We start from the raw sequence: 17,153 nt of genomic DNA on the forward strand, positions 1-17,153 counted from the left end.
ACACTTGAAAATAGCAGACAGAGTTGCTTATTGGCAGGTGTAGCGATTTTATTAAAAAGATTTTAAACAGGTTCTAAACAAGAAATAGTAGATACGATTCATCAAGTTATGCCGTTAGAACGGATAGAAGCAAATTATTCTGGTGAAGTGGCTACTAGGTATCGTTATATAGGAAGCGATGAGGAAATAGGTATTATTTCATCAGTAACAGAATCTTTTTGCTCATCATGTACGAGAGCTCGTATTTCTGCAGAAGGAAAATTATATACTTGCTTATTTGCTTCTAAAGGAAATGATTTAAGAGAATTGCTTCGTTCTGAACATACAGATGAGGACATTACAGATGTAGTACGCGATATATGGAATAATAGGGAAGATCGTTATTCAGATGAACGCTTAAATCATACAAATAAGAAAACAATACCTAAAATTGAAATGTCACATATCGGTGGTTAATATATAAAGCTAGCTTCATAGTGAAAAATGGAAAATTTACAAGAGTTGTGGATTTTCTATTTTATAGTAAAAGTGATGATTGATATCTCTGTAAAAGATGTGCAGAGAAATTAAGCAGCATTCAAAAACCTTTATTTTGAGGAGGTTTTTTGAAGCTGCTTTTTTATTTGGAGAAAATGGAGGAATGGGTAATGGCATTTTATAAGCCGGAACAAATTGCTGAGCTTGTCATTGAGGCCGGTGTTCAAAAAGTAAGACAGACATTGCCAGCGATGCTTATTCTCGGTTTTTTAGGAGGAGCGTTTATTGCGATAGGTTTTTTACTTAACATTCGAGTTTTAGGGAATTTACCTGAGCGCTGGGGAAGTCTAGTGAATGTTTTAGGAGGAGCAGTATTTCCTGTTGGACTCATGCTCGTAGTATTAGCAGGAGGAGAATTAATTACGGGAAATATGATGTCACTGTCTATGGCGCTTTATGCAAAGAAAATTACATTGATAAGTGTACTGAATAACTGGGTTTGGATTACTCTCATGAATTTTATTGGGGCAATTTTCGTTGCGTATTGCTTTGGGCATCTTGGCGGATTAACAGAGGGAGAGTATTTAAATAAAACGGTAGCGATAGCGGAAGGGAAGTTACATGAATCATTTGGAAGAACTTTAATTTTAGCAATTGGTTGTAATTGGCTCGTTTGTCTTGCTCTTTGGCTCGCTTACGGGACGAGTGATTTTGTCGGAAAAATCATCGGAATTTGGATTCCAATTATGGCATTTGTAGTGATTGGATTTCAGCAAGTAGTAGCAAATATGTTTGTCATTTCCGCTGTTATTTTTGCTGGTCATCTAACGTGGATGGATTTGGCTAAAAATTTTGTTCCTGTTTTTATCGGAAATGTAATTGGAGGAGCTGGGTTTGTTGGTTTTGCTTACTTTGCTTGTTATCAGAAACAACATTCTGATATGAAATAGAGTTCTTGAGAGGAAGGGTATGTAATGGCTGATCGGTATTCACGACAACAGTTGTTCAAACCAATTGGGAGTAAAGGACAAGAAAAAATTCGAAATAAACATGTGTTAATTGTAGGGGCAGGCGCATTAGGAAGTGCAAGTGCCGAAAGTTTCGTACGTGCAGGTGTTGGCAAGTTGACGATTATTGATCGTGACTACGTTGAATGGAGTAATTTACAAAGGCAACAATTGTACTCTGAACAAGATGCGAGAGAGAAAATGCCGAAAGCAATTGCTGCAAAAAATCGGTTAGAACAAATTAATTCGGAAGTACAAATACATGCTTTCGTAATGGATGCAACTTCAGAAAATATGGAAGGTCTATTAAAAAATGTAGATGTAATCATTGATGCAACAGATAATTTTGATATTCGATTTGTAATAAATGATTTATCACAAAAACATAATATTCCTTGGGTATATGGTTCTTGTGTTGGATCGTATGGTATGAGTTATACAATTATTCCGCAAGAGACACCGTGTTTACATTGTATGCTGAAAAATATTCCTGTTACAGGTGTGACATGTGATACCGCTGGAATTATTAGCCCGACTGTTCAAATCGTCGCAGCATATCAAGTGGCAGAAGCACTCAAAATTTTAGTGGAAGATTTCTCAGCAATTAGAAAAACATTTTTCATGTTTGATATATGGAGTAATCAAAATCATTTTATAAAATTAGGGAAAATAAAAACAGACACTTGTCTCTCATGCGGTTTGAATCGAACTTATCCTTATTTATCATACGAAAATCAAACGAAAGTAGCTGTTTTATGCGGAAGAAATACAGTTCAAATTAGAACAGTAGACAATAGGAAATACAATTTTGATGATATAGAAAAAGTATTACAAAAACTGGGGAAAGTAGATCGGAATCCGTATTTACTATCTTGCCAATTCGATGATTACCGCGTGGTTGTTTTTCGAGATGGTCGTGTTTTTATTCATGGTACAAATGATATTTCGAAAGCGAAACAACTATATTATCGCGTATTCGGTTAATAGAGAGGGTGTCAACAATGGAAAGAAGAGTGCCAATTACGGTTGAAGAAGCTGTTCGTAAAGTGATGGGATTTGCTGATAAAGGCTTAAAGGAGCTATTACCAATTGAATTAGCTTATGGACGTATATTAGCGGAGGATTTAGTAGCTGACCATGATGTACCGTCATTTAATCGTTCGCCGTATGACGGATTTGCTATTCGAGCAGAAGATACTAATTTAGCAAGTTATGAAACGCCAATTGTATTTGAAGTAGTGGGTGAAATTGGTGCAGGATCGCTATTCCATGAGAAAGTAGGTCCGTTTCAAGCAGTTCGAATTATGACGGGAGCACAAATTCCGAATGAGTGTGATGCGGTTGTTATGTTAGAGCTGACTCGTCAATATGAGAAGAATGGCAACAATTATATGGAAGTGAAGCGATCATTCAAAACGGGCGACAATATTTCTTTTCAAGGTGAAGATGCTCGTAAAGGAACGGTTCTTGCAAAGAAAGGATCGTACATTAATCCAGGTATTTCAGCTCTTCTTGCTACATTCGGTTATAGTGAAGTGCCAGTTGCGAGAAAGCCTGTAATTGGACTGTTAGCGACTGGGAGTGAATTGCTTGATGTCGATGATTCATTACAGCCAGGGAAAATCCGAAACAGTAATACGTATATGATATTGTCTCAAATTCGAAGAGCGGGCGGCAGAGTAAAATATTTTGGGAAGTTTAGTGATGATTTTAATACGTGTTTTACAGCTGTGAAAGAAGCGCTTGGCCAAGTAGATATGTTAATTACAACGGGCGGTGTATCAGTAGGAGATTATGATTATTTACCAGCTATTTACGAAAAGTTAGGTGCATCTGTTCTTTTTAATAAAGTTGCAATGCGACCAGGAAGTGTTACGACTGTAGCACAATTAAATGGCAAGTTATTATTTGGTTTATCAGGAAATCCATCCGCTTGTTACGTAGGGTTTGAATTATTCGTAAGACCGTGTATTCGGACGTATATGTTTAGTGAAAAAGTACATTTAAAAAGAGAAAAAGCGTTATTAGGAGAAGATTTTCTAAAACCGAATCCATTTACAAGATTTGTACGAGCAAAATTGCAATATGATGAGGGGAAATTAATCGCTTATCCATCAGGGTTTGATAAATCTAGCTCAGTTTCTTCATTGGCAGAATCAAATGCGTTTATCGTATTGCCGGGCGGGACAAGAGGATATAAAAAAGATATGTTTGTTGATGTTCTATTATTAGAAGATAACGAAGGTAGTGAATGGCCTTGGACATTTCATAAAGTGAGAGGTGGTTCTAATGAGACAAGCGCTATTTGAAATTGTAGATAATCCGATTTTAGTTGAAGAAGTAACGAATAAAGTCGCAAGAAGGGAAGCAGGTGCGATTACAACGTTCATTGGTACGGTGAGAGAATTAACAAAAGGAAAACGAACGCTACATTTAGAGTATGAAGCATATAAACCGATGGCAGTAAAACAACTTATGAGAATTGGTGAAGAGATTAGTGAAAGATGGCCGGATGCAAAAGTAGCAATTACGCACCGTGTAGGGCGGCTAGAAATAATGGATATTGCGGTAGTCATTGCAGTTTCATCACCGCATCGTAAAGTAGCTTATGAAGCGAATGAGTACGCGATTGAACGTATAAAACGAATTGTTCCAATTTGGAAAAAAGAATTTTGGGAAGATGGAACGATGTGGATTGGAGATCAACTTGAAAACACACCATATCCAGAAGGAAAACCAAAGAAGGAAGAATGAGAAAATGATTACAATTTTATTATTTGCAAATTTGCGTGAGGAAGTTGGATCGGATCGATTAGTAATTTCAGAAAAGCAAGAAATGACAGTGCAGCAATTAAAAGAATGGCTCAAAGTCAGCTATTGTTTACAATCGCTGGATAAAGTGATGGTGGCTGTTAATGAGGAGTTTGTAATGAATGAAGAGATGATAAAGGCTGGAGATATAGTCGCATTAATCCCGCCCGTTAGCGGCGGGTAATAAGCTTTTTCACCAGATGAAGCGCCAAGAAGATGTTGTATATAAATTAGAATAAGAGAAGGGATGAGTTCCATGCTTACTCAAGAACAAATAATGAATGCATTAAAACATGTAGAGGATCCAGAGTTACACAAAAGTGTTGTAGAATTAAATATGGTTAGAAATATACAAATGAACGGAACAGAGGTTAAACTTGAAGTAGTACTAACAATCCAAGGTTGTCCGTTAAAAGCAAAAATTCAACAAGATATTGAAGAATCACTTCACGCAATTGGTGCTTCTAAAGTGGAGATAACATTTGGTTCTATGACACAAGAAGAACGTGCAGCTTTAACAGAGAAGTTAAAGAAAAATACTAGAACAGAAACTGGTATGCCGAGCATGCTTCGCCCGGATTCAGGAGTACGTTTTATTACTGTAACGAGCGGAAAAGGCGGAGTTGGAAAATCAACGGTGACAATTAATCTTGCAACTGCACTAGCTCGTATGGGGAAAAAAGTGGAGATATTAGATGCGGATATATATGGTTTTAGTATTCCAGCTATGATGGAAACGAATACGAAACCAACGATGATTGATCAAACGGTAATTCCAGTCATTAGTCACGGTGTTAAAATCATGTCGATGGGATTTTTTACAGAAGGAAATAACCCAGTTATGTGGCGCGGTCCGATGCTAAATAAATGGATTCAAAATTTCCTTGCGAATACGCACTGGGGAGAATTAGATTATTTATTACTTGATTTACCACCAGGTACAGGAGATGTTGCGATTGATGTTGCAGCGATGATTCCGCAAGCGAAAGAAATAATTGTTACAACTCCGCACAATGTAGCTTCATTCGTTGCTTCAAGAGTCGGTGTAATGGCAAAACATACGAAGCATGAGATTTTAGGTATTGTGGAAAATATGGCTTATTATGAAGAGCAAGATGGATCGAAAAATTATCTCTTCGGAAAAGGCGGTGGCGAAATGTTAGCAGAACAATTGCAAACAGAAGTAATCGCACAAGTACCTTTTGCAAAACGTGAAGAAAATAGCGGTTCATCTGTATATGATGAAGATTCTCTTGTTGGAGAAGTGTTTACATCGTTAGCTGAGGATATTATTTATAGAGGATAGAGGGGGAAGTTTAGTATGGCGTGTAACATTGATCATTCTATTGAAGATGTGATGAATAAGCTCGAAAGTCAAAAGAATTCTTTACCTGAAGGGATCTTTAAAGAGTTAAAGAGTTTTTTACAAGGTAATCATTCGCAGAAATTATTAAATGATATTTTTCACCTTCTAAAAAAGTATGATTTAGTCAGTGAGGAAGAACGAGAGACGAGAAACGCACAATTATTGCACATTTTGAATTAAGTACTCTTTGGCTTTAGAATTTTTTCAGAAGGGGTGAATGTGATGGATATGAAAAAGATGATTGAAACGATAGAAGTAACTAGAGTGACTGACGAGGAATTATCGATTTCGAATTTACATCCAAAGCTTGTGAAGTTGTATAGTCAAAAAGATAGTACAGAGTATACGAAGCTATTAAAATATATTTTATCATTATCCGTGCAGTTGAAGCTGAATCTCGTATTGAAATATTTTGGTGTGCGTCCGATTGTTGCTGCAGACGAGCGTATGCAATTTCAAGAGATATTTAAATGCTTAGCTAAGAAAGATGAGAATGGGGAATGGTTTCTAAATTTGGTTTCTTTATATGTAGGGCTAATTGTAGTTCTTCATTTTGAGGAGAAAGTGATTGAGAGCAGTTTTTTTGATGATATGGTAGTGGGTGAATGTAATGAAATATAAGATTCTGCTCATAACATTTTTCTATTTAAATGCTTTAATTGCGATTTTAGTTGGTTTTGTAAATATGAAGGTAACTAATTAAGAAAAAGGAATGAAACTAGTTTGATAAAAAGAGTTCTTCAGTTGTTTCCGGCGTTTTTTCGTGTTACCATTAAGCGAATTTTTCATAAGGAGAGAAAGCGATGAAATGGATTTATTTTCTTATTATTAACGTTATAGCTTTTAGCCTTATGGGGCTTGATAAACGAAAAGCAAAGAAGAAACAGTGGAGAACGCCAGAAAGTACGCTGTTTTTATCAGCGGCAGCTGGGGGAGCAGTTGGAGCTTGGATCGGTATGTATATGTTTCATCATAAAACTCATAAAAAGAAATTTGTTTTCGGCATACCGTTACTTGTTGTAATAACGGTATGTTTATTATTCGTTGTATGAGAAATGTCGAAAGAAATGCAGATTGATTATTGGTAAAGTGAGCATGTGAGACCGTATAATGGAGAAAAAATGAGAAGAGGAGAAAAAGGAAGATGGGGAGTCAATCAGCAGAGCAAAAAAAAGGGATACTATATGCGGCTGGTGCTTATACGATGTGGGGAATTCTACCGATTTATTGGAAATGGGTTGAGGAAGTTCCAGCAGATGAAATATTAGCACACCGCATCGTTTGGGCATTTGTTTTTATGTTACTTGTATTAGGTGTTACGAAGAGGTTTCGCCAGTTTATTGGGGAATTTGTGAATCTTTTTAAACGACCTAAATTATTAATGTCATTAACAATAGCTTCAGTCTTGATTAGCGGAAACTGGTTTGTTTACATATGGGCCGTTAATCATAATCATGTTATTGAAGCGAGTCTTGGCTATTATATTAATCCGCTTATTAGTATTTTACTTGGTACAGTCGTTTTAAAGGAAAAGTTAAACTTTTGGCAATATGTTGCAGTTGGTTTAGCAGGAGTAGGGGTTGTCATTTTAACAGTACGTTTCGGATCTATTCCGTGGGTTTCTCTTTCACTTGCCTTTTCATTTGGATTATACGGATTAACGAAAAAACTGTTAAACTATGATGCCACAATTGGACTTACGATGGAAACGATGTTAGTGACGCCGTTTGCAATCATTTATCTTGTTATGACAGGAGCACATGGTTTCGGCTCATTTGGATCTATTTCAATGTTATCAACGTTACTTTTAATAGGAGCAGGTATTGTAACGGCATTACCACTATTTTATTTTGCAAAAGGAGCACAACTTATTCCGCTTTATATGGTGGGATTTTTACAATATATTGCGCCAACAATTAGCTTAATTTTAGGTGTATTTGTATTTGGTGAACATTTCACATCTACACATATGATTGCATTTTTCTGTATATGGGTTGCTTTATTTATATTCTCGGTAGCGAAGACAAAGTTTTTAGTGCAGAAACAACCGAAATTTATAAAAAATAAATCAGCAAAAGTATCATAATGCGTAGTATTTTCTACGCATTTTTCTTTATACTGATACTATATAGGATTTCCATCATAGCTAGTAGGGAGCTGAGAACGTGGAAACAATTTTACATAATGATCCGCTTATGGCCGCTGTAATTTCATGGTTTTTAGCACAATTAACGAAAGTAGTCTTTAAATTAGTCAAAACGGGTGAATTTGATTTTGCAAAGTTTTTCGCTTCAGGTGGGATGCCGAGTTCTCATGCTTCAACTGTTACAGCACTTGCTACAGGAGTTGGGGTAGTAGAAGGTGTGGAAAGCTCGATGTTTGCGGTTGCTACTATTTTTGCCATTATTGTTATGTATGATGCTTCAGGAGTAAGGCTTGCAGTAAGTAAACAAGCAAAAATATTGAATGAGTTTTTTCACGGTAGACAAACAGAATATAAGAAGTTAAATGAACTTGTTGGGCATACACCGTATGAAGTAGTAGTTGGTGCTTTATTAGGGATTATTGTCGGAGTAGGATATTGTTTATGAGCGGAACATTTTATATGTTCTGCTTTTCTTTGTTTTTATACATATTCAGCTACCTTTTTGAATATCGTTATACGGATTTCGAAAGGGTGGGTGAATAACTTGTTATTATATGAAAAAGTGCATGAAGAAATAGCGAGAAGAGCAACTGCACTTCAATCGATGCAACGGCAAGATGGTACGTGGAGATTTTGTTTTGAAGGAGCTCCATTAACAGATTGCCATATGATTTTTTTATTAAAATTATTAGGTAGAGATAAAGAGATAGAACCGTTTGTAAAAAGATTAGCATCACTTCAAACAAATGAAGGAACATGGAAATTGTATGAAGATGAAGTGGGAGGTAATTTATCAGCTACCATTCAATCTTATGCCGCCTTACTTGCATCGAAAAAATATACAAAAGAAGATGCGAATATGAAGCGAGCGGAAAATTTTATTAAGGAACGCGGAGGCGTGGCGCGTGCTCATTTTATGACGAAGTTTTTATTAGCAATTCATGGAGAATATGAATATCCTTCACTCTTCCATTTACCAACACCAATCATGTTTCTACAGAATGATTCCCCCCTCAGTATATTTGAATTGAGTAGCTCAGCACGTATCCATTTAATTCCGATGATGCTGTGCTTAAATAAAAGGTTTCGAGTAGGGAAAAAGTTATTGCCAAATTTAAATCACATTGCAGGCGGGGGCGGAGAATGGTTTCGAGAGGATCGGTCTCCAGTTTTTCAAACGTTAGCAAGTGACGTGAAGAAAATTATAACGTATCCACTTTCTTTGCATCATAAAGGATATGAGGAAGTAGAACGTTTTATGAAAGAGCGTATTGATGAAAATGGAACATTATATAGTTACGCAACTGCTTCGTTTTATATGATTTATGCTTTACTTGCATTAGGACATTCTATTCAATCACCAATTATTGAGAAGGCTATAATGGGAATTACATCTTATATATGGAAGATGGAAAGAGGGAGCCATTTGCAAAACTCTCCGTCAACTATATGGGATACAGCTTTACTCAGTTATGCTTTGCAAGAAGCTCAAGTTCCGAAAGCAAGTAAAGTGATTCAAAATGCATCAGCGTATTTACTAAGAAAACAGCAAACAAAGAAAGTAGATTGGAGTGTACATGCACCGGATCTCTTCCCAGGTGGTTGGGGCTTTTCGGATGTGAATACGACGATTCCAGATATTGATGATACAACTGCTGTGTTAAGAGCATTGGCGCGAAGTAGAGGGAACGAAAATGTAGACAATGCTTGGAAGCGAGCGGTTAATTGGGTTAAAGGATTGCAAAATAATGATGGTGGTTGGGGAGCTTTTGAAAAAGGGGTAACGAGCCGTATATTAGCAAATTTACCAATCGAAAATGCGAGTGATATGATTACAGATCCTTCTACACCAGATATTACAGGGAGAGTGCTAGAGTTTTTCGGGACGTATGGACAAAACGAATTGCCTGAGAAACAAAAACAAAGTGCGATAAATTGGTTAACGAATGCACAAGAGGAAAATGGATCATGGTATGGGAAATGGGGGATTTGTTATATATATGGTACGTGGGCGGTTATGACTGGTTTACGGTCACTAGGAACTCCATCTAGCAACCCATCATTAAAACGAGCCGCTTTATGGCTTGAACATATACAGCATGAAGATGGTGGCTGGGGAGAATCTTGCCACAGTAGTGTGGAGAAAAGGTTCGTTACTTTACCATTTAGTACACCATCCCAAACAGCATGGGCGTTAGATGCCCTCATTTCTTACTATGATAAAGAAACGCCAGTCATTCGAAAAGGTATTTCATATTTGCTCTCCAACCCTTATATAAATGAAAAATATCCTACTGGAACAGGTTTACCAGGTGGGTTTTATATTTGTTATCATAGTTATGCTCATATATATCCGTTGCTTACTTTGGCTCATTATGCAAAAAAATATAGAAAATAAACCGAGAGATGTCTCTCGGTTTATTTTGTTGGGTAGTAGGTCCCTTTTGAAAAGAATAAGGTTGTGATGTACCTTATTTTTCGGTTGATTGGCGTTTTTGACGTGCATCAGCGGCATTTGCACGTGCGTTTGCTTCTAAGTCATTGTGGTCAGCGAGTTCGCGAGAGAACTCAACATCAATGCCATCAGTTGCTTTGCTTTGTTTGAAATTCTTTTTGTTCATTCGACATAATCTCCTTGCACTTTATGCGACGTTGCAAAGTTAGTTTGACACAAATAGACTTTTTTATACAAAGAGGAATTGGAAAGTAAAAAGCCGAAATATACAGTATAAGTAATAGAAATGGGGGATAGGAATGGAGTTTTTATATGGGAAAACAGCTGTTGTAACAGGAGCTGCACAGGGAATTGGAAAAGAGATTGCAAGGGTTTATGCAAAGCTGGGGGCGAAAGTATTAATTAGCGATGTAAATGAAGAGAAGCTACAAAAAACGACACGTGAATTATCAGATGAAGGATATGAAGTATGCTCATATCGATGTGATGTGAGTAATCAAAATGAAGCGAAGTCGTTAATTGAATATGCGGTTCAAAAATTCGGTACATTACATATTTTGGTGAATAACGCCGGGATTACAAGAGATGCAATGTTACATAAAATGGAGAAGTCTGCTTGGGAACAAGTATTACAAGTGAACTTAACTGGTGTTTTTTATTGTATGCAACCAGCGCTTCTTTACATGAGACAACAAGGGTATGGACGCATTATTAATATATCTTCAATTAGTAGAGAAGGAAACATAGGTCAAGCAAATTATGCGGCTACGAAGGCAGGCGTTGTAGGTTTAACGAAAACGGCAGCGAAAGAAGTTGGAAGTTTCGGTATTACGTGTAATGCGATTTGTCCAGGGTTTATGGATACAGATATGACAAAAACGATACCAGATAAAGTGAAAGAAAAGATGGTTGGCGCGATTCCAGTTGGTAGAATTGGAACGCCAGAAGATATTGCAAACGCAGCAGCTTTTTTAGCATCAGAATACGCATCCTATATTACAGGAGAAGTATTAAATGTGAGCGGAGGACTGCAAGTTTAAAGGAATACATAATGAAAAGAACCTGACCGGATAGGTCAGGTTCTTTCTCATTAATTTAAGTTAAGCCAAACGCTCTTCACTTCTGTATAGTTATTTAATGCATAAGATCCCATTTCACGACCAAGACCGGATTGTTTAAATCCTCCAAATGGAGATGCTGCATCAAAGACGTTATAACAGTTTACCCATACTGTACCAGCACGTACTTTACTTGCAACATAGTGTGCTGTTTTAACATTTTCTGTCCACACACCAGCTGCTAAGCCGAATTGTGATTTATTTGCACGTTCAATTACTTCATCAATATCGTTAAATGGTATTGCAGAAATAACTGGACCGAAAATTTCTTCTTTTGCGATCGTCATTTCATCATTTACGTCAGCGAATACTGTAGGAGAAACGAAGTAGCCTTGATCGAATGGATTACTTCCTCCGCATAGTACTTCAGCTCCTTCTTCAATCCCTTTTTCAATGTAGCCCATTACACGTTTTTGTTGTTCTTCAGAAACGAGAGGACCAATTGTTGTTTCAGGGTTAAGACCGACACCTTGATTTAGTTTTTTAGAATAGAGGACGAGATCAGCCATGACATTATCATACATTTTCTTCGGAACAAATAAGCGTGACCCAGCAGAGCATACTTGTCCTTGGTTAAACATAACACCAGAAAGTGCACCAGGAATCGCGCGAGATAAATCAGCATCTGGCAAGATGATATTTGGTGATTTACCGCCTAATTCAAGTGTAACGCGTTTTAATGATTCGGATGCTTGTCGCATAATTTGTTTACCGACAGGAGTAGAGCCGGTAAATGCAATTTTATCAACGAGTGGATGATTAACGAGAGCTTGTCCAGCTGATTCACCGAATCCAGGTACGATATTAATAACACCTTTCGGGAATCCAGCTTCTTCAATTAATTCAGCTAAGTATAGAGCAGATAGTGGAGTTTGTTCTGCAGGTTTTAATACGATTGTACATCCTGTAGCAAGCGCTGCCCCCATTTTCCACATTGCCATAAGAAGCGGGAAGTTCCAAGGGATAATTTGACCAACGACACCAACAGCTTCATGGCGTGTATAGTTAAAGTAATCACCGGAAACAGGGATTGTTTGACCAACGATTTTCGTGGCCCAGCCGGCATAATAGCGCATATGTTCAATTGCGAGTGGTATGTCTGCTGCCATTGTTTCACGGATTGGCTTTCCGTTATCTAATGTTTCAAGCTGTGCAAGCTCTTCTTTATGTTCTTCCATTAGATCAGCTAACTTGTACATGAGACGGCTTCGCTCAGCAGTGCTCATACGAGACCAAGGACCTTCGTCAAAAGCCATACGAGCTGCGACTACAGCTTTATGAATATCTTCGCGACCAGCTTCAGAAACGACGGCAAGTGTTTCACCAGTTGCTGGGTTAGGTGTTTTAAATGTTTTACCGGAAGCGCTTTCAATGAAAGATCCATTCACATATAACTTTTTTGTACCTTGAAGAAACTTTTCTACCTTTTCATGAAGATTTACAGCTAGTTGACTCATTGTATAACCCCCTTGAAAATATAATGTAAACGCAGTACGAGACGGCGCTTATTCCGAAATCAAGGATGTGGAAACTAGATGGAAAGCCTCTAATTAAAATCATAATTAATAAATACTGAAAATTCAAATTTCATTTGTGTTACAATTGTAAAAAATATGTAATGTAAGAGAAGCTTCTATATGATTATAAAAAATCCTGCTTGTTTTTGCTTTCTAGTAGGAAAAACTAGAAGAACAATGGTACAATAATACATCGTGAGAGGAGGGGGAAAAATGAAAGATTATCATGATGATCCACGCTTTCGAATAGCCCATAGAGAAGCGTTAATTGGTCTTGGACTTGCTATTATTAATTTTATAATATGGTACGGATTTGCTTATGGGCTTGGTAGTAAAGATCCGAGTGAATATACATATGTATTAGGTTTTCCCGCATGGTTTTTTTATAGCTGTATCGTTGGATTTATCGTTATGGTTATTTTACTTAGTTTAGTTGTTCGTTTTGTATTTCAAGATATTTCACTCGATGAGGAAGAAAAAAGTGAGGAATAATAGATGAATTGGTATGTAATCATTCCAATGATAATTTCGTTTATCGTTGTATTTTTAATTGGTGTATATGCTTCAAGACGCGTGCAAGCAACAGCACATAATAAATTTTTACAAGAATATTTTCTTGGTGGGCGTGAGTTAGGCGGTTTATTATTAGCGATGACAATGATTGCTACGTACGGTAGTGCAAGTAGCTTTATTGGTGGTCCCGGTATTGCTTACAATATGGGGCTTGGATGGGTACTATTATCTGCGATTCAAGTTGTAACAGGATATATCGTTTTAACGGTTATCGGTAAAAAGTTTGCAATTATTGCTAGGAAGATGGAAGCAATTACTCTTATCGATTATTTAAAAGGGAGATACAATAATAAAGCAGTTGTTATACTCTCTGCGTTATGTATTATTATCTTTTTATTTTCAGCGACAGTAGCCCAGTGGGTCGGCGGTGGACGATTAATCGAGTCACTAACGGGTCTATCGTATACAACAGCACTATTTTTATTTACTTTTTCTGTACTTGTGTACGTATTAATTGGTGGATTTCGTGCAGTCGCGCTATCAGATACATTATTAGGAATCATTATGTTAGTTGGAACGACAATCATTTTAATTGCTACTGTCATTGCTGGTGGTGGAATTGAAAAGATTATGCAGGAACTTGTTCAAATTAATCCAAATTTAATTACACCATTCGGAGCAGATGGCAGTTTAACGAAATCATATGTTACATCATTTTGGATTTTAATTGGAATTGGCGTTGTAGGTTTACCGCAAATTAGCGTGCGTGCCATGTCTTATAAAAATTCAAAAGCTATGCACCAAGCTTTAATAATTGGAACAGTTGTCGTTGGTACAATTATGATTGGTATGCATTTAACAGGTGTATTTGCAAGAGTAGTACTTCCAGGTATAACGGTACCAGATAAAGTAATGCCGCTACTCGCGATGGAAGTGTTGCCACCTTGGTTAGCTGGAGTTTTCTTAGCTGCACCAATGGCGGCGATTATGTCTACAGTAAACTCTTTATTATTACTTGTAAGCTCGTCAATTATTAAAGATATATACGTAAATTACATAAATAAAGATGCAGCAGACAGTACGATAAAAAAAGGAAGTTTGTGGATTACTGGTATTGTAGGGCTACTCGTTTATGCAGCGGCGATTAAACCACCAGATTTTTTAATATGGCTAAATTTATTTTCTTTCGGTGGATTAGAAGCAGCATTCATTTGGCCAATCGTATTAGGGTTATATTGGAGAAAAGGAAATGCTACAGGAGCGCTTGCTTCCATTTTCGTTGGAGTAGGTTCATATATGTGTATTCATCTTTTCTATCCAAATCCGTTCGGTATACATACAGTTGTCTTCCCAATTTGTTTTGCGTTTATCGCTTATGTTATTGGAAGTATGAGTGCTGTAAAAAAAACAGTATAGGTTAGCTGAAGAACGTAGTCCTTATAAGACTGCGTTTTTTCGTATGAATTTGTTCTTTTTTATTCTGTATATCCACGTTTATTCATAAATTAATAACAACTGAGGGGATGGAGTTGAGGTCGATGAAAAAAGTGTTATTTTTAGGAGACCCAGGCATTGATGACTCTTTAGCAATTATGTATGGATTGTTGCATCCTAATATTGATATTGTTGGGGTAGTAACGGGATATGGAAATGTAACACAAGAAAAGGCGACAAGTAATGCCGCATATTTATTGCAAATGGCAGGACGGGAAGATATACCTGTTATTAATGGTGCGAAAATTCCTTTATCCGGAGATGTTACAACGTATTATCCAGAAATTCATGGGGCAGACGGTTTAGGGCCAATTAAACCTCCAAAAACTTTTTCGCCAAATATAAAGCCTTTTTGTGCATTTTTTGATCTTCTTGAAAAATATAAAGGGGAATTAATAATAGTCGATGCTGGTAGATCAACAACACTAGCGACGGCATTTATTTTAGAAAAGCCGATGATGAAGTATGTGAAAGAATATTATATAATGGGCGGTGCTTTCTTAATGCCTGGCAATGTAACACCAGTCGCAGAGGCGAATTTTCATGGTGATCCGATTGCGTCGCAATTAGTTATGCAAAATGCTAAAAATGTGACATTAGTACCACTTAACGTTACATCTGAAGCAATTATTACGCCGGAAATGGTAAAATATATTACGAAACACTCTAAAACGAGTTTTAATAAGTTAATCGAGCCGATATTTACGTATTATTATAAAGCTTATAGAAAGTTAAATCCGAAAATAAAAGGAAGCCCAGTACATGACGTCGTTACAATGATGGTTGCGGCAAATCCATCCCTTTTAGACTATGTATATCGTCGTGTCGATGTAGATACAGCTGGAATTGCAAAAGGAGAGAGTATTGCTGATTTTCGACCTCAACCTGATGCAAAAGCATTAAAAAATTGGGTGCGAATTGGTTGGTCGTTACATTATAAAAAGTTTCTTGAGGATTTTGTGAAATTTATGACGTAGACATAATAGGAGCATACAAGTTAAAATAATGGAGATGGTTATTTAAATGACCATCTCCATTATTTTGTTTTTTAATGATAAATAGAGAAGAGTTAGACAATAGGAGAGGAATTTTACTTGAAAAAAACTATAGTATGCGCAGTAATTGTGGGTATTTTTGTTTTGCTAATATCGGGTAACTTTTTAGTGAAAAAAGTGTGGAGTTCAAATAATGATGATGCACAGTATATTGCATCTTTTATTGAAGAACATAAAGATGAAAAAAATAGTGCGCTTCTAGTAAAGAGAAATGATAAAGTTGTTTATTCTGTAAACCCAAATGTTGTATTGCCAGTTGCTAGTACGATGAAATTAATTGTGGCGCTTGAATATACGAAACAAGTTACTGAAGGGAAAATTGATTCGTCTAGTTTCGTGTCGATTAACGATGTGAATCGCTATTATGTGCCGAATACAGATGGTGGTGCACAAGATAGATGGCAAAAGTATTTGGAGAAGACGGGCAAGATAACTGAAGGAGCGGTTTCTTTAGAAGAAGTGGCAAAAGGAATGGTTAAGTTTAGTTCGAATGCAAATGCTGAATACTTAATGGAATTGTTAGGATTAGATAACATCAATCGAAATTTACAAAGTTTATCACTTCCTGCACATCAACCACTATTTCCAATCGTTTCATCTTTGTATATCCCGGGATATTTGCATAAAGAATTACATGTTCCAAAATATAAAATAGAGAAAAAGTTAAAAGAAATGTCTCAAGAGCAATATCGTGAATATTCGATGATTATTCATGAACGCTTAAAGAAGAAGGGACCATTATTACAGAAGGAAATTCCGCTTTATTTAGAGGAACGTTACGACAAAATTTGGTCAGATAGATTACCAGCAGCTTCTGCAAATGATTATATGGTATTACTTCAAAAGGCAAACCATAAAGGTGGCTTGACAGAAGCTGAAGAAAAAGTGTGGGCAAATATCGTTGAAACAGACATGAGTGCTAAGAAATACCGTAAAACATTTAGACATGCTGGACAAAAGAATGGTTACACACCATGGACGGTTACAAAAGCGGTTTACGCTATGGATAAACGTGGAAACTGTACAGAAATTGTGTTTTTGGCGAACAATTTAAATGAAGACGATAGTGCAGAAATACGGAAACATTTAGCAAACTTACATTTCCAAGTGTTGCAAAGCGATAAGTATGATGCGACTTTTATTAAATAAACTCGGTGCAGAGAGCACCGAGTTTATTTTTATGTACAGGCACTT

The 17,153-nt window shown here is 36.7% G+C and carries 19 protein-coding genes and 1 pseudogene; 18 read left to right on the plus strand and 2 right to left on the minus strand.

From position 1 onward, the window contains the following. Window positions 1-72 precede the first annotated feature (72 nt). The 13 genes and pseudogenes from ACQRBL_RS17040 to ACQRBL_RS17100 form a co-directional block, all read left to right on the plus strand. Window positions 73-456, plus strand: a pseudogene (locus tag ACQRBL_RS17040) (GTP 3',8-cyclase MoaA); the annotation flags it as partial. A 191-nt stretch (window positions 457-647) separates the two neighbouring features. Then, window positions 648-1,427: a formate/nitrite transporter family protein gene (locus tag ACQRBL_RS17045; protein ID WP_063548304.1), complete on the plus strand. Its 780-nt coding sequence runs from the start codon at window positions 648-650 to the stop codon at window positions 1,425-1,427. Window positions 1,428-1,451: 24 nt separating this feature from the next. Further along, window positions 1,452-2,468, plus strand: a complete 1,017-nt coding sequence (locus tag ACQRBL_RS17050) for a molybdopterin-synthase adenylyltransferase MoeB (protein ID WP_097920561.1) — start codon at window positions 1,452-1,454, stop codon at window positions 2,466-2,468. A gap of 17 nt (window positions 2,469-2,485) precedes the next feature. Next, window positions 2,486-3,793, plus strand: coding sequence for a molybdopterin molybdotransferase MoeA (locus ACQRBL_RS17055; protein WP_063548302.1), 1,308 nt, complete (start codon window positions 2,486-2,488; stop codon window positions 3,791-3,793). Continuing rightward, the gene (gene moaE / locus ACQRBL_RS17060; protein WP_001248111.1) at window positions 3,774-4,238 is read left to right on the plus strand and encodes a molybdopterin synthase catalytic subunit MoaE; all 465 of its coding nucleotides are present in this window, start codon (window positions 3,774-3,776) and stop codon (window positions 4,236-4,238) included. Before ACQRBL_RS17055 ends, moaE begins: the two co-directional genes overlap by 20 nt. A 4-nt stretch (window positions 4,239-4,242) precedes the next feature. Further along, window positions 4,243-4,479, plus strand: a complete 237-nt coding sequence (gene moaD, locus ACQRBL_RS17065) for a molybdopterin converting factor subunit 1 (RefSeq protein ID WP_000628502.1) — start codon at window positions 4,243-4,245, stop codon at window positions 4,477-4,479. A gap of 72 nt (window positions 4,480-4,551) precedes the next feature. Further along, the gene (locus ACQRBL_RS17070; protein ID WP_411996472.1) at window positions 4,552-5,601 is read left to right on the plus strand and encodes a P-loop NTPase; all 1,050 of its coding nucleotides are present in this window, start codon (window positions 4,552-4,554) and stop codon (window positions 5,599-5,601) included. A gap of 15 nt (window positions 5,602-5,616) precedes the next feature. Then, complete coding sequence (locus tag ACQRBL_RS17075; RefSeq protein WP_000752378.1) at window positions 5,617-5,841, plus strand: hypothetical protein; 225 nt, start codon at window positions 5,617-5,619, stop codon at window positions 5,839-5,841. 42 nt (window positions 5,842-5,883) lie between these two features. After that, window positions 5,884-6,282: a hypothetical protein gene (locus ACQRBL_RS17080; protein ID WP_000367304.1), complete on the plus strand. Its 399-nt coding sequence runs from the start codon at window positions 5,884-5,886 to the stop codon at window positions 6,280-6,282. Between the two features lie 182 nt (window positions 6,283-6,464). Beyond that, window positions 6,465-6,713: a DUF1294 domain-containing protein gene (locus ACQRBL_RS17085; RefSeq protein ID WP_000871349.1), complete on the plus strand. Its 249-nt coding sequence runs from the start codon at window positions 6,465-6,467 to the stop codon at window positions 6,711-6,713. 92 nt (window positions 6,714-6,805) lie between these two features. Then, complete coding sequence (rarD, locus tag ACQRBL_RS17090) at window positions 6,806-7,747, plus strand: EamA family transporter RarD (protein ID WP_097920560.1); 942 nt, start codon at window positions 6,806-6,808, stop codon at window positions 7,745-7,747. 79 nt (window positions 7,748-7,826) lie between these two features. After that, entirely contained in the window at window positions 7,827-8,252 is a 426-nt protein-coding gene (locus tag ACQRBL_RS17095; protein WP_000447822.1) for a divergent PAP2 family protein, read from the plus strand. Window positions 8,253-8,351: 99 nt separating this feature from the next. Continuing rightward, window positions 8,352-10,205 (plus strand): terpene cyclase/mutase family protein, encoded by a 1,854-nt coding sequence (locus ACQRBL_RS17100; protein WP_023522693.1) that lies wholly within the window; start codon window positions 8,352-8,354, stop codon window positions 10,203-10,205. Between the two features lie 73 nt (window positions 10,206-10,278). Here the strand turns inward: ACQRBL_RS17100 and ACQRBL_RS17105 are convergent, their stop codons facing one another. Then, window positions 10,279-10,428 (minus strand): YfhD family protein, encoded by a 150-nt coding sequence (locus tag ACQRBL_RS17105; RefSeq protein WP_001035815.1) that lies wholly within the window; start codon window positions 10,426-10,428, stop codon window positions 10,279-10,281. Between the two features lie 133 nt (window positions 10,429-10,561). Here ACQRBL_RS17105 and fabG point away from each other — a divergent pair, with 133 nt between their 5' ends. Then, on the plus strand, window positions 10,562-11,302 hold the full coding sequence (fabG, locus tag ACQRBL_RS17110; RefSeq protein ID WP_000395352.1) for a 3-oxoacyl-ACP reductase FabG: 741 nt from the start codon (window positions 10,562-10,564) through the stop codon (window positions 11,300-11,302). Between the two features lie 50 nt (window positions 11,303-11,352). Here fabG and dhaS read toward each other — a convergent pair whose 3' ends face one another. Further along, complete coding sequence (gene dhaS, locus ACQRBL_RS17115) at window positions 11,353-12,837, minus strand: aldehyde dehydrogenase DhaS (RefSeq protein ID WP_000080279.1); 1,485 nt, start codon at window positions 12,835-12,837, stop codon at window positions 11,353-11,355. A 273-nt stretch (window positions 12,838-13,110) separates the two neighbouring features. Here dhaS and ACQRBL_RS17120 point away from each other — a divergent pair, with 273 nt between their 5' ends. The 4 genes from ACQRBL_RS17120 to ACQRBL_RS17135 all read left to right on the plus strand — a co-directional run bounded on the left by ACQRBL_RS17120 (window position 13,111) and on the right by ACQRBL_RS17135 (window position 17,108). Beyond that, window positions 13,111-13,389, plus strand: a complete 279-nt coding sequence (locus ACQRBL_RS17120; RefSeq protein WP_000656237.1) for a YhdT family protein — start codon at window positions 13,111-13,113, stop codon at window positions 13,387-13,389. Between the two features lie 3 nt (window positions 13,390-13,392). After that, entirely contained in the window at window positions 13,393-14,826 is a 1,434-nt protein-coding gene (gene panF, locus ACQRBL_RS17125) for a sodium/pantothenate symporter (RefSeq protein ID WP_001104824.1), read from the plus strand. A gap of 122 nt (window positions 14,827-14,948) precedes the next feature. Then, complete coding sequence (locus ACQRBL_RS17130) at window positions 14,949-15,881, plus strand: nucleoside hydrolase (protein ID WP_411996473.1); 933 nt, start codon at window positions 14,949-14,951, stop codon at window positions 15,879-15,881. Window positions 15,882-15,998: 117 nt separating this feature from the next. Continuing rightward, window positions 15,999-17,108 (plus strand): serine hydrolase, encoded by a 1,110-nt coding sequence (locus tag ACQRBL_RS17135; protein WP_000751368.1) that lies wholly within the window; start codon window positions 15,999-16,001, stop codon window positions 17,106-17,108. Window positions 17,109-17,153 lie beyond the last annotated feature (45 nt).

The sequence above is a fragment of the Bacillus sp. AF62 genome (assembly GCF_050312695.1).
Lineage (GTDB): Bacteria > Bacillota > Bacilli > Bacillales > Bacillaceae_G > Bacillus_A > Bacillus_A cereus.